Origin of the sequence: Bacillus sp. EU63 (genome assembly GCF_038592915.1) — a bacterium.
Lineage (GTDB): Bacteria > Bacillota > Bacilli > Bacillales > Bacillaceae > Bacillus > Bacillus velezensis.
This window is the reverse complement of the sequence record NZ_CP151944.1, coordinates 1,457,053-1,472,797: the sequence shown is the minus strand read 5'-3', so window position 1 is coordinate 1,472,797 and position 15,745 is coordinate 1,457,053. Positions and strand designations below refer to the sequence as shown.

Annotated in this window: 2 protein-coding genes; both read right to left on the bottom strand. The window is 44.3% G+C overall.

Annotated elements, in window-relative coordinates; all coding sequences use genetic code 11:
• Positions 1 to 19: 19 nt before the first annotated feature.
• The gene (locus tag NYE38_RS07505) at positions 20 to 7,024 is read right to left on the bottom strand and encodes an SDR family NAD(P)-dependent oxidoreductase (RefSeq protein ID WP_340802883.1); all 7,005 of its coding nucleotides are present in this window, start codon (positions 7,022 to 7,024) and stop codon (positions 20 to 22) included.
• Entirely contained in the window at positions 7,017 to 15,728 is an 8,712-nt protein-coding gene (locus NYE38_RS07500) for a type I polyketide synthase (protein ID WP_340802885.1), read from the bottom strand. The genes NYE38_RS07505 and NYE38_RS07500 overlap by 8 nt, the downstream gene beginning before the upstream one ends.
• Between the last annotated feature and the right edge of the window lie 17 nt (positions 15,729 to 15,745).

Sequence of the window (15,745 nt, the reverse complement as noted above, 5' to 3'; positions counted from 1 at the left end):
CTCATTCCTTTTCTTTTCTTTATAATTCTTTGAAATCAAGTAAAGGAATCAGCAATTCTGACTCTTCCTTTTCTGGAGTTTCTCCATTGTCGATCCAGCATTGTTCCTTATTGAATATAACCGGAGAAAGCGGGTGTCTTTTTGTCTCTCCATATCCTAATGTGAGATGGCTGTCGCTCAATATCATATGTGCGTTCGTGCCCCCGAATCCAAAAGAACTGATTCCGGCTCTCAAAACCCCTTTTCTAGGACGCCATTCTTTTAAAGACGTGTTCGGAAAGAATGGCGACTGATCAAATTTAAAACGCGGATTTGGCGTTTTACAATGTAATGTCGGCGGGAGCATCTGATTTTTTATGGATAAGGCAACCTTTATAATACTCGCTATCCCCGCTGCGCTCATTAAATGTCCGAAATTCGTTTTTACGCTGCCTACTCCGCAAAATTGCGTTTCTTCCGTAACCTCCCGGAACACTTCAGTCAGCGCTTTTAATTCAATCGGATCTCCTATCATCGTACCGGTGCCATGCGTCTCGACATAACTGAGAGTATCTGCATCAATTCCGCCTTTTTTCAGGGCTTTTTTTATCACTGCGCTTTGCGCTTTCGGATTAGGTGTTGTCATTCCCATTGTCTGTCCGTCATTATTAACCGCGGATGAGTCAATTACCGCGTAAATTCTGTCACCTTCGGCAAGGGCGTCATCAAGTCTTTTCAAAAGGACTGCGCCGCATCCTTCTCCCGGTACAAATCCATCTGCCTTTTCATCAAATGTATGACATTTTCCTTCAGGTGAAAGCGCCCGAGCCTCACTCAGCATGACGTAAGGCTTTTGATCCAGCAAAATGTCAACCCCGCCCGCAATCGCCATATCTGACTCTTTTGACATCAGGCTTTGACAAGCGAGATGGACGCTGACCAATGAGGAAGAACATGCCGTGTCTACAACCAGATTCGGTCCTTTCAGATTAAAAAAATGTGAGATATGCGCGCCTATGAAATTTTGTCCTATACCCACGATCGTATTTTTTGAAGGTGAACCTATTTTGGACATAAACGTCCCGGTCCGCGAACCGATGAAAACGCCGACTTCTTTGTTTGATACTTCTTCTTTTGTATAGCCGCCGTCTCTCAATGTCTGGACGCTGACCTCAAGGCATTTTTTGATTAACGGATCAAGCTCTGATGCTTCACTTTTGTTCATATTAAAAAACGCGGGATCGAAAGACTCAATATCTTGAAGAAATCCGCCCCACTTACTGATACTTTTTCCTTTTTCATAGGTGTCAGAGTAGTATGAAGAAATATCCCATCGCGACGCCGGGACTTCACGGACACTATTTTGTCCTTTCTTCAAATTTCTCCAGAACGTTTCTGTGTCCGGAGCATCCGGAAACTCACAGCCCATTCCGATAATAGCGATTTGGTTCAGACTGGTTTGTTGCATTTGAGATCCGCTGTCCCGTACTTCGGAAGCATTTTGATTTATATGTTGCTCTTTTTTCCGACCCTCAATGTTTTCTGAATTAATTTGAGGACTGATCCCCTCACTTGCAAATAACTCGTTCAAATAGGCGCCCAGTTGTGAAAAACTCGGATACTCCAGAAAAGCCGAAGGTTCAATTTTTATTTGAAATGCATCTTCCGCTTTTTTGACAAGCTGAACCAGTAAGATTGAATCAACTCCGTAATCCGCAAAAGACGTATCCTGATCCAAATTCCCGTAAGGTATTTTCAGCTCCGCGGAAAAAATCTCCATTAACTTCCTGATCATAGCTTCATTGTCTCCATGACCAGAGATCACTTTTTCCTCAGCATCCGGGTTATTTTTAGCAGCTTGAATTCTTGTCTGAAGCAGCTGCTGCAGCTTGAATTTCTCCTGATGTGTCTTTGCCGGTATAAGGCATGGATATCCGTTTATCGTCATGATTTCATCCAGCATGGAAATACCTGTTTCTGTTGAGTGTGAAAGTAAACCGAGTGCCTGATATGATGGACTTGTCACCTCGCCCATTCCAATGTCCTTCCAACTCGGCCAGTTAATTGATTGATAATATGTTCTGCCGGCTGCATGCTGATACGCCGCAAAGTAATCCATAAAAGCGTTCGCCGCGGCATAGTCACTTGTTCCGGCGCCTAATAAAGGAAAAGCGCTCGCAACAGATGAAAACAAAATGAAGAAATCAAGTTCGTCATCAATAAAAATGTCATGAAGTACTTGCATCCCTTGAACCTTTGGCTCAAATACTTCTCTTATTTCTTGATCAGATTTATGGATAAAAGCCGGATTCGAATGATTGGCTGCACCAGCGCAATGAATCACCCCGCCGATTTTGCCGAACTTCATTCGCACCTCTGAAAAGAAGCGATGTAATTTTTCTTTTTCCGTGAGCGGCCCGGAATACACTTCCACCTGAACTCCCTTTTGATCCAACTCATGCAGCAGTTGTAATTTCGAATAAAGAGGTGACTTTTCATCGGTGTCTTTTAACATGCCGGCTATTTTATCAGATTCCGGAAGGTCGGTTACTCCCATCAACACAAGTTTTTTGACTCCCTTGCCGGCATAATGTCTGGCAAGTTCTGCTCCGATCCCTCTTGTTCCCCCTGTAATAACCAGGGTTTGATCCGTACGGCATACTGGCAGACCGGATCGTTTCCGGTTTATTTCCGCTGCATGTAATTTCTCGACGTATGGAATATAACGTTCACCGTTCCGGTAGCAGATTTCACTATACAGCCCGTCAGCGCAAGCTTCATCTGTGATTATCTGTCTCAATTCCGCCGCAGTCCCGACATGCCCGTCTACATCTATTGTTTTTGATTTTATCTTTTGATACTCCGCACTCAGCATTTTATATAGTCCGGCTGTTTCGGCTCCGGCTAACGACGGCTTGTCATTCAGAAATGTCTGCAGCCCTCTGGTCACATGTAAAACGAAAAGCTGTTTATGTGTCTTTATGATTTCCTGCAGCAGTGTCAGCTTCCCGATTGTGCCGGTGCGTGCCCCGTTTTGATCACTCCGGAAATCTGACAGGTCAATCATGCCGATGATTTCCGGATTTTCTTCTATGACTGCTAGAGCCGTTTTTTTGGCTTCCCCATCCGAATGATCCCAGTTATCTGCGCAAATGACAGCGGATTCAATCATAGGGTCTGAATCAAACAATTCGAATGCAAGCCGCTCACTTTCACTATTAGCCAGGATCATCACCTGTCCTTTCGTAAAAGCGGAAGGCGCAGCCTTTTGTTTTTTCCACGATTTTTTTAATACATCAAATGATAAGTCAGTCGGTGCATGGGGCAGACTCTGCGGTACGCCTGTTTTTTTCTGTTTCTGTGCTGCTTTTGCGGCAGGCACCCAATATCTGTTCCGTTCAAAAGGATATGCAGGAAGAGAGATAAGCTTCGGCAATTCGGAAGTGTACATCTCTTCCCATTGAACATCTCCTCCGTTCACCCAGTGAATGGCCATTTCTCTTGCACTATTAAAGTGAGCGGCTGACATGGCATCCTTTTGACCAGAGCCCCGGCGGGCCTTTCCCCTATATAAACCGTTTAACTTATGATCTGACCGCAAATACATCGTCAGCTTATTGCGAAGGTCGTCAATGCTGCTAACCTCAACAGCGAGCCGCTCTTCCATAGCGTTTCTCCCGGTCTGCGAGGTGTACGCAGCATCAGCTAGTGACGTTTTTGGCTCGAGTTCTTTTATATATGCATCAATCAAGAGTCTGAGCCGTTCTTCATTTTTGGCAGAAAGCAGAATAATTTGCGTCTTGTTGCTCTGTACCGTTTCCATCTTTTCTTCATTCTTATACTCTTCGATGATAATGTGGGCATTAGATCCTCCAGCGCCGAAAGAACTGATGCCTGACCTTCTGGCTTGATTTTGCGGCGTCTCCCAATCGGTCAGTTCAGACTGCACGTAAAACGGTGTTTCCTCAAAATCAATATTAGGATTTAAGTGATCGGAATGAAGGGAAGGAGCAAGCTGTTTATACTTCATTTGCATCAGCACTTTTGTAATAGAAGCAATTCCCGCCGCAGCCTCTAGGTGTCCGATATTTGACTTAACCGAACCAATTGCACAACGATAATCGCTTTTCGAGCTGTGCAAAGCTTTGGTTAATCCTGAAATTTCAATCGGGTCTCCCAAAGATGTCCCGGTGCCATGCGCTTCAATATAACTTATGCTGTCTGCATCAATCCCCGCCTTATCAAGAGTTTCACTGATGACGTTTGCCTGCTCGCCCGGATTTGGCACAGTGTATCCGTTTGTTTTTCCGCCGTGATTTACAGATGTTCCCTTAATCACACCGTAAATCCTGTCCCCGTCAGCCTTTGCGGCAGAAAGCGATTTCAAAAGAACGGCCCCGACTCCTTCTCCCGGCACATATCCGTCTCCTCCCGCTCCAAAGCTTCTGCAGCGCCCATCGCTTGAAACAAAATGATTTTGTGAAAGCAAAGTATATTTATCAGGGTGTAAGGATAAATTCACTCCTCCGGCAATAGCGAGGGTGGATTCTCCCCTTTTTAAACTTTCACATGCAAAATGAACAGCAGAAAGTGAAGAAGAACACATTGTATCAATTGCAAGGCTGGGTCCGTGCAGGTCAAAGAAATATGACACCCGGTTTGCGATAGACGAATAAGAAGACAGGAGCGCCTGACGTTCCTCATCATCTGAAGCACCGGCTGCAAATAACTGATAGTGGCTGTAGGTGACGCCGACAAATACACCTGTCTTATGCCGTTTCAACTTTTTCTTTGTGTAACCCGCATCTTCAAACGTGTGCCACGCTGTCTCTAAAAATAACCGTTCCTGAGGATCAATTAACTCGGCATCACGGGGCGAAATTGAGAAGAACAGCGGATCGAATTTATCAGCGTCTTTTATAAAACCTCCCCATTTGCTGTCATGACGGGCATTGTCACCTGTGTGATAATATTTCCGAAAATCCCAGCGCTCTTTCGGTATTTCCGTTATACAATCTTTTCCGGAACAAATATTTTCCCAAAACTGTTCCACATCCTTCGCCATCGGGTAGCGGCCGGCTATACCGATAATTGCAATATCTTCCTCGGAAGGTGCGGATGGTATGCGGGAAATGGAAAGCTTCTCCCGTTTCGCCGGCGCCGAATGATCAATTCGCTGTTCGGCTGCCGGTAAAAACGCCTTCTTCAACTCATGATGATAGTGTTCAAGAAAATACTCTGACAGCTCTTCAACACTGCTGTATTCAAAGAAAAGAGTCTTAGACACTCTTCCAAAATATTTTTCCAGACGGGAGTTAAGACCTAAAATCGTTAGAGAATCAATTCCGTAACGGTCAAACGTATCCTCGGGTAAAATACTGTCCGCCGGTCTTCCCGTTTCCGCACCGACAATCTCTGTCAAAAGACGAACCGTTTGTTTTTTCAGATCCCTTTCATTTAATTGCGGCAGATTACTGTTGTTTTCAGGCACAGTCTCTATCTTTTTATGGTCAGTTGAGAGTAATTCACTTATTCTATCTTTGTCTCCGCTGATAACAGCCAGCTGAGAAGCAGAGCGGCTCATACTGTCCTGAAAAGCGGCAAGCCCTGCTTGGGCGGATAAAAGTTCCAGCCCTGCATGTCTTAAAGCTTGCAGCTCTCCCGGCCCGACTGTCATATTGCCCGCATCCCATAACGGCCAATTAATAGAAAGTGTTTTCCCGGGACGTCCTTTAATGCTTCGATACTGGGTGAATCCGTCCATACATCCGTTAGCGAAGGCGTAGTCGCTTTGACCCGCATTAGGCAGAACGGCCGAAAGGGATGAAAACATAACGAAGAAATCAAGAGGCTCTTCTTCAGCTGCTTTATCCAGCCAAACGGTTCCGAATACTTTAGGCGCTATAACTTCTTCTATGCTTTCTTTCGTTTTTTTTATGATAAATGCATCCTTAACAAGTCCGGCGCTGTGCAAAATTCCGTTTAATTCTCCGAATGTCTGCTTAATGTGCTTAATCAAAGCGTCCGTCTCTTTTTCCTTTGAAATATCTGCCGGGACATATAAGGCTTCAGCGCCAAGATTTTCAAGAGCGCTCAATTTTTGCGCCGTTTCACGGGAGGCCCGGGAACGCCCGGTTAATACCAGCTTGACTTCTGCCTGTTTCGCCAGATATTCAGCAAACAGATACCCGAGACCGCCGGCTCCTCCCGTAATTAAATACACACCGTTCTTTTTTACACTGAAACTTTGTTTCTCCCCATCTTCTTTTTTTACTCTTTGAAGCTGCCTTTTATAATAATGCCTCGGCTCATAGCAGGTAAAGTGGTCCGTTTTACATTGATTGTTCCATTCAAAAGAGATGACATCTGCAATATGCTGCTTTGTAAACGGCTCGTCAAACATTGATTTCAGCTCTGCAGCCTTACATGTGAAATTCGGATTTTCGGCCTGTACGGTCTTAAGAAAACTTTCAACCGCGTTATAAATCGGCTGAACCTCGCCCTCGGTATTTTCATACAGGTACAAAATTTCTGCTTTCGGACAAAGTTTGTTCGCCATTAAGGCCTGAAACATGTGAAACAAGGAAAACAGACTTTTATTGAGCTGCTTTCTCATTGCATCTTCCGTATTTTTGAAGAGCCCGGCAGCCAAAAAATGAATAATATGGCGGGGTCTTATATTTTGAGAACGCAGAACCCCGCATAACGCATCATAATCCTCACCTTTTGCAAAGTTCATTGTAAAACGACCGTTCCGGCAATCTTCGAAACGCTCGCCGGAAGTCACGTAAATGAAAGGTGCCTCATAGCCTTCAAGCTGCCTCTTCATTACGGTATACATGCTGTCGTCTTCGCAAAAAAATAAAATTGGCTCTTTCGTATGCGGGAATTTTTCACTGCCTTTAAATTCATGTCTATCCCATACCATTTCATATAGATGGGTTTTCCCCAAGCTCTTAATGAATTCCAGCCCTTCTTCAGGCGTCAGGCTGCGTTCTTTCACCTTTTTCACGATTTGCTCAATTTGCATCGTTTTTTCATTCATGGAAAAGCAACTCCTCTATCAGCTCTGATGTCTCTTTCGTATTCATCTCACCTGTTTGTGCTTTTTCAAGAAGCGACATGATTTCTCCATCTGCTGTATCTTTATTTGAGTTGTGAAGCTCAGTGTTCGAGAAAGCCTCAGCCTTCTGCGCTTCATCTTTATTTAAATGAATCCAATGTCTGTTCTTGCTGAAAGGATAAAGAGGAAGAGACAGTTTAACCGGTTTGAGTTCCTCCTCATACAAGTCTTCCCAGCTGATTTCACAACCGATCGTCCACAACTGAGCCAGTTTGGCCGGCTTGTTTTGCTGAATTAGTGATTGAACATATGCATGACCTTCGGGGCCGCCGAATAAAGGAGCGTACAGACTATCAAAATCCGTTACATTTCCTTCATAAACACCTTGCAGCCTGCTCCCCTGGATGTAACCGTTTAATTTTTCAAGAAGATCTCCGGTATTCGAGCAAGTGATCGCAAGGCGGCATTCAAATGGTTCCCTTCCGGTTTGCAGCGTATATGCTATTTCTTCAAGACCGAATCCGGACTTTTCTCTAAAATTGCCGTTATGCGGTTTATCAGCTGATCGATTCCGGATGCGGCTGATATAGCGGCACAGCTCGCTCAGTGTCTTTAATTCCTGAAATATGTCAAGTGATATTTCTGTGCCGTACATTTGGTTTATAAAAGAGATTAATTCGGAATAAGCCAACGGATCAAATCCGAATTCCGAAAGAGGTGTCTTTGCATCTATATCTGCGGTATCTAAACGCAGGATACCCGCTGCCGCTTCCCGAACCGCCTCTTGTAAATCACGTTCCTGCACCTCTTGCTGACTGAATTGAACTGATCGTTCTTCATGTAAAAACGTTGTTAACTCTTTGGCTTTAACCATCAGCCTTTCCTTTGTTTTGGCCGATAGAACAATGATTTGTTCCCGCTCGGCAGTTACTGCTTTATCTTGTCCGTATTCAAATTCTTCCACAAGGACATGAGCATTTGCCCCGCCGAATCCGAAGGAACTGACTCCGGCACGGCGCGGAATTTCATTTCCTTTTCGATCTTTTAATCTGGCCCACTTCATCGTTTTATTGACAATATGAAACGGTGTTCCGCTTAATTGAATGTAAGGGTTCAGCTCCTTGACATGAAGTGTGGCAGGCAATGTTTTATACTTCATGGATAGTAATACTTTAATCAGCCCCGGCATTCCAGAGGCGGGCTCTAAATGACCGATATTCGTTTTTACTGAACCGATGCCGCAATATTGGTCATGATTCTTTCCTGGATGCGGCTCAAAAGATCCAAACGCTTTTTTCAAGCCTTCAATCTCAATCGGATCTCCCAGTTCTGTCCCGGTTCCGTGTGCTTCAATATAAGATATCGTATCAACAGGAATACCGGCATTTTTGTAAACAGACGTTAACAGTTCAGCCTGAGCTTCCGGGTTCGGAGCGGTCAATGAAGCAGATCTTCCTCCGTGATTTTCTCCGGTTCCTCTCAGGACTCCGTAAATATTGTCTCTGTCATTCATTGCCGCCTGCAATGGTTTCAATAACAGAACAGCTGCACCTTCACCGCGGACATAACCGTCGGCAAGTTTATCAAACGTCTTACACCGGCCGTCCCTAGACAAAATACCGAGTTTATCAGTATACATATGTGTGACTGGATCTAAGAGCAGCGAAACCCCGCCTGCTACCGCCAGCTCACTTTCGCCATTTTGAATCGAGCGCACAGCTCTGTGGATTGCTGCAAGACTGCTTGAGCAGGCTGTATCAATGGACTCACTCGGACCTCTGAAATTAAAATAGTGGGATACACGATTGCTGATGAGCGCCTGGCTGTTTCCGGTTCCCGCAAACGCGTGCGCCCCGTCCGAATGCCTCATCAGCAGCTGGCGGTAATCATTAAATTGAATGCCCGTAAACACCCCGATATTTTTGCCAGACAGCTTTGAAGCTTTGTAACCCGCATCTTCTATCGCTTTCCAGGTTTCCTGCAAATAAATTCTGTGCTGAGGATCCATGAGTTCTGCTTCCCGCGGATTAATATTGAAAAACGCCTCATCGAATTTATCGGCATCTGTGATAAAGCCGCCCCATTTCGAATGTACTTCGCTGCTTCCTTTGCCTTCGGCGTATTTTTTCCAATCCCAGCGATCCGGGGGAATTTCCTGAATCAAATCTTTTTCATTGATTAAATTGATCCAGAACTCATCTGCATTTTTTGATCCCGGAAAAACACAACTCATCCCGATAATGGCAACTGGCTGCTTCTCTGGATGATGGTCAGCCTGTCTTGTTGTCTTTTTTTCAAACGGAAAACTTCGCGGCGGCTTCACGGTTTTCCCGGCGGTTTTCCCAGCGTGCACTACTTTCCTTTTTTCAGAAATGTTTTTTTCTGCATCTGTATTCCCTTTTGCAACAGTACGCAGTTCACTGTTTAGAAATTCTGAAAGAGACTTAATATGGCTGTAAGTAAAGAAAACGGCAGGTGTCAGCTTAAGCTTGTATTTTTTATTCAGCCGGACAGCTAATGTTTTCAAACTGATAGAATCAAAGCCGAGATTGCCGAAATTCTCTGCCGTATCCAGCTGTTCAATGTTAATTTTCAATAATTCCGATACCATTTGCTTCAGTTCTTCCAGGACATTGTCTGTATAAGCCGGTGCTGTATAAGAAATTTCCTCTTGACGAACCGGAAGCGTATTTACTTTTTGATGCGGCAGATCTTTTTTTGCTGGTGTCGTTTCGGCATCCCCGGTAACAACCGAAATTTGCGGACAGTCACTTGCCAAAATCGCCTCAAAAGCCGCTATCCCTTCTTCCGTTTCCAAATAATCAAACCCGGATGCGGAAAGATATGCTTCTTCAGCTTCTTTGTTTAAATGCATTCCGCCTTTACGCCACAACGGCCAGTTAATCGAAATGCTCTTGCCTTGTCTCTCTTGCCGGCGGCTCTGTTCGGATCTCCAATTTATATATTGATCTTGAAAATAATTGCCCAACGCATAATTAACCTGTCCAAAATCTCCGAAGACCGCAGAAATAGAAGAAAATACGATAAAGAAATCAAGCGGCTCATCTTTCGTTAATTCATCTAAGCATACCGTTCCTTCAATTTTAGCAGTCATGCCTTCTGAAAAATCAGCCAGATTCATCTCTGTAAATAACCGATCATCGGCATGACCAGCTGAATGAATAACGCCTTGAATGGAGCCCCAAGTCCGTTTCGTTTCTTCTATGACCCGTCCCATCGTCTTTTGATCTGCGGCATCAGCTTGATAATATACCGCATCTCCTCCAAGCGCCTGCAGCCGGTCAATGTTATGTCGTTTATCAGCTGTTAACGGTGACCTTCCCGTCAATACTAATTTTGCTTGATACTGAGAGGCTAAATATTTTGCGAAAATCAGGCCCAGACCGCCCAAACCGCCCGTTATGAGGTAAATCCCTTCCTGTTTCAGCTGATGAGGGTGCTCTGTATGATTGAATACATACTCCTTTAATGTCTTAACATACCTCTTGTCATTTATATATTTAACTTCTTCCGCCTGCCGTTCCACGCCTGAAACCATTTCGTTAAGACAAAATTCAGCCATTTTTTCAATTGATATACGTTCTGAAAAACCGATTGACTTCACATTCTCTGCGGATGGCACCAACATATTCGCCGTTTTTAAACAGCCTGCAAGAGCGCCCGTATACGGATCATTCACGCCTTCTTTAAAAGAGTGAACAAGAAGCAGAGAATGAAGATAAAGAGAGGCGTCACTGCGGGCGCTCAGCGCTTTTAATAAATAAAAAATTGCTTCCAGGCCGCTGAGAAGGCGGTCACCCGCGTAAAATGTTTCTCCCGTGTGCAAGATGACATCCGGAGAAAACCCCTTTTTCTCCAATTCTTCGAATAAACGAATATAATCTGACGTCACTTCCGGGTTTACACAGAATGTCAGCAGATTTTGATCGGTCTGCCGCTGATCCGGCGTGACGAGAATGACACGGCTGTCTGATTGATTTTTCAGAGCTCCAGCCAATGCTTCATCTTTTGCAAAGACCAGAATTGTTTTTGGCTCCCTATCTTTCATTTCAATCAGAGGGTTTTTTTGATCCCACTTATGCTCATAAAAACGTACATTTTTATTAGGCTTTCCGCCAAAAACCAGTCCGCTCAGTTCCATCAAAATCCCGCCGGCATTGTCTAATACATACACATCATAAGCCGAATCGCTTTCTTCAGTTTGTTCTGCATATACATAAACGGGTTCAGTCTCATGATCAAAAATCGTACATTCTTTAATATTTTCCGGGAGCTCTCCGGCATTTTCCCCCGCAAGGTATATGACGGCTTGATATACGCTCTCAATAACTTCCGGTTTGATTATGCACCCTTTCGGCTCGGCCTTTGCTTTTATCTTTAAAAGTACCTGTCCGTTCCTGCTGACACATTGCTCTGCGGCTTTCAGACTGTCACTGCAGCTGTATCCGAATTCGGCAAGCCGCTGATAAAATGCTTCATACGGTATGCGGTCTGCGCGCTGAGACAGGAACGGCTCAAGATGAATATTTCCGTTCTCGTACGCCCCGCCTTCTAATTCGAGCCGCCCTGAGGAATAAATGGATGAGTCGCTCTGTTTTTCTATAGAATACGATGCACCCTGATTATCCGCGGTTAATACAATCCGGATCTGCTCATTGCTTCCGCTTTGTAACATCGGTTCTCTAAAGGAGAGCTCTGTTAATTTAATAATCGGATTCCCTGAAGCCATTGCTCCGGCAGCTCTCGCCATTTCAATCTGGCTGAGAAACGGAAACATTTCCTTGTCTTGATACTTTGTTTTTATATACAAATCGGTATCGCTTACATTGATAAGAAACTTCTGTGCTTTAAAATCAGATATATTGCATGAAATGTAAGGATGCAGATCGTTATTACCGTTCATCCGGCGGCTTCCCGTATTTTGCGCATCTATTCTGCATAGCTCTTTGGCAAATGGATATCCGGGTGCTGATACCCGTCTCAGAGTGGCACCTTTATAAAGTGACGGCCAATCTACCCCGTTTCCGGCAACCCAGTATTCAGCAATCTTCACAAGATCCCTGTTTGCGGCTGCTTCTTCAATCTCAGCTTTGTTCATCCTTTTTGCTTCTGTTGTGTCTTTGCCGCTTGTAAAAATATGATCCATCGCGTTTCCGAGGGTATAGTCTGTCAGTCCTTTAAGCAATTCATCTCTTGTGGAGGCGATAACAGCCAATCTGTGCGGCATTTCTTCTCTGCCGGTTTGTAAAGTAAATGCTGTATTTCTAAGTGTTTCTAATGGATAATCTCTGGCTGCTATATGTTCTTTTGCGCGTTTTGCATATTCTGCCAGCCTGTCGGCATTTTTTGCAGAAAAAACAAATAAAAGCTGTTCAGGTTCTTCAGCCGCGAGAGGAGAGATAGCTTCAGCCGCAAATTCTTCTAAAATAACATGGGCATTAGCTCCTCCTGCCCCGAAAGAACTGATTCCGGCACGCTTGGGAACGGATGACTCCCATTTTTCGGCACTGTCCGGTACATAAAAAGGTGTTTTTTGAAACGGTATATTTTCATTCAATTCAGCAGAATGAGTCAGTGACGGAACAATTGTTTTATGTTTCATTTGAAGAATAACTTTCGTAATGCCCGCTATGCCTGCAGCAGCCTCAAGATGTCCGATATTTGATTTAATCGACCCGATCGCGCATGTCTTCTTATCGCGTTCGGCACCTGAAAATGCTTTGGTCAGACCGGTGATTTCAATCGGATCTCCTAACGCGGTGCCTGTTCCGTGAGCTTCTATATAGCTGATGCTGTTTGGATCAATAAACCCTTTTTTTAAGGCTCTCGTAATGACCTCACTTTGAGCTTTGGGATTCGGCACGGTATATCCATTCGTCTTAGCACCGTGGTTGATGGCTGTTGCCTTAATAACTGAATAAATCTGATCACCGTCGGCAATAGCCTTTTTTACGGGTTTCAGCAGCACGGCACCTGTCCCTTCTCCCGGCACATAGCCGTCTCCTCCTGAACCGAAGCTTCTGCACCGGCCATCACTGGATAAAAATCCGCCTTGAGTCAGGAGTTCATATTTATGAGGATGAATGGATAAATTGACGCCTCCTGCAATTGCAATTTCACATTCATTCCTGATTAAACTTTCACAGGCAAAATGAACAGCCGTTAATGATGAGGAACACATCGTGTCCAAAGCAATACTTGGCCCGCTGAAATTAAAGAAGTAGGATACCCGGTTGGCGATTGATGCATATGAGGAAGAAACGGCCGCTTCGTGACCAACGCTGTACAGCTGATATTGGCCGTACATAACCCCTGCAAAAACACCGACGTTTTTTCTTTCAAGCGTTTTCTTTGCGTACCCCGCATCTTCTATGGTGTGCCAAACCGTCTCTAAAAACAGTCTCTCCTGCGGATCAATTAATTCAGCTTCGGCAGGAGAAATATTAAAGAACAACGGATCAAAATGATACACATCGTCAATAAATCCCCCCCATTTGCTTTGGTTTTTCACTTCATCGCCCGCTGCGGGCTGATAGTGCAGCCCCGAATCCCACCGATCCTTAGGTATCTCAGTTATACAGTCTTTACCGTTCAATAAGTTTTCCCACAGAGTATCAAGATCATTTGCCATCGGGTAACGTCCGCTGATACCGATAATCGCGATATCATTGTCATGATACTTCTCCTGCTGCTGCACCTGATTTTTCATCTGGATTTTCTGTTTCCCGTTAACTTCGGCTGTCTGTTTATTGTCTTTTTTCTTCTGAGATGGGGTGCTGCTCCTGTTTTCTCCTAACCGGAGTTTATGAAGAAGAGTATCCCTGTGCTCCTCAACGAAATACTGTGACAATTCTGCCGCAGTCTGATATTCGAATAACAGCGTTTTTGAGAGCGCGCCGAAATGTTTTTCAAGCTCATTCGTCATATTGATAATCATAACGGAATCAAGTCCGTATTTTTCCAATGCCTCTTCTGCATCTATTTTGTCCGCAGGCATCCTGAATTCTGCAGCAATCATTTTTATAATAAAATCAGATGTTTCAGCTGTCAGTTTCTCTGAATCAAATGATTCGATATTTCTCCCTGTTCCTTCATCTGCCTGAATATTGTCTTTTCGTTCATATAATTGCTGAACATGATTGTCAATTTGCTCATCTCCGTAAAATACAGTAAATTGCGAAAAACCGGAGGACAATGCGACTGCAAACGCTTCTTTACCTTCCTCTTTTTCTAAAGGATAAAAACCCGCCTTTTTCATTGTCTCTACCGTGCGCTCATCCACTTGCATGCCGACTTCTTTCCACAGCGGCCAGTTCAGAGAGAGAGAAATCGTATCAGAATCCTGGGCAGAACGCATATTCATGAAATGATCCATATAACTGTTTCCGAACGCGTAATCAGATTGCCCGACATTTCCCAACACTGCGGAAGTAGAGGAGAAGCAAATGAAAAAGTCAGGATTTTCTTTCTCAACAGCATCATTCAGCCACATCGTACCCAATACTTTCGGTCTGATTACCTGATCGAATTCCTCTCGTGACTTGTTAAGAAGGAAAGAATCACGGATGATTCCCGCGCCCTGAATGACCCCGTTTACTTTTCCATAAGAAGTTTTGGCTTTTTTGACTACATATTCGGCTTCTTCCTTATTGGTAATATCAGCCTGAACATAAACAGCTGAAGAACCGGCATCCTCTAATCGTCTCAGCTGTTTTCTTATATGATCTGAAAGCGGAGATCTCCCCGTTAAAACAAGGCAGCATTTTGTTTGAAAAGCCAAATATTCTGCAAAGGTAAATCCTAATCCGCCCGCGCCTCCTGCGATAATATATACTCCATTTTCTCTCAGCGGCACATCTCCGCTTCCGGAATTTTTTTCGGGTTCATACGTTTTGAGCTGTTTAACATAACGCTGCATGTCTTTATAACGGATCTCTACATCTGAAGGCTGGAAATCACTCAGCTCATTGCGTATGATATCAGCCGCGTGAACGGCTGCTATTGACTGCTCCAATTCAATGCTTTTTGCTGAGATTAACGGATTTTCCAGCTGCAATGTCCGCAAAAATCCGCTTGCCGCCGCGTAAAGAGGCTGTTCTCCGGAAAGATGCGAAAAATATCCGTATAACAGCTTGATCGGTTTGCGGCAGTTATTTTTGAAGAGCGCCTGTTGCAGTAAAAACAAAGAATAGACTCCGCTGTCGCATTGTTCACGAATCGCTCTCTCAGTCTTTTCAAACGGCATGTCTGACCATAAATGCACCGCTTCCCGTATATCTGACTTCTCTTCTTCTATAAGCCATCCTAACAGGTTTATGTAATCTCTTTCAGAGCGGGGGTCGATTTCAAATACACCGTCCCCGGTTTTTCGAAACTCTTTCCCCGGCTTAACCAAAATAACCCTTGTATCATGCAATGCAGCAAGTTCATTTCTCACAATTTCATTTTTATCAAATAATAAAAGGCTGCCCTCACGCCGGCCGCCTTTTACATGAATGCTGAGATCTGTCCGCTGCCAGACCGTCTGATAATATATCGCCTGTCCGTTACCCCCTGCGGAATGAGAACCAAGCTGCTGTATCCGCTTTACTCCTTCTTCCAAAGAAATGATGCCGCTTTCTATGTCAGAAAGTACTTTTTTTCTAATATGACGGGCTTCTTTCATAAAAATCTTCATCCCCT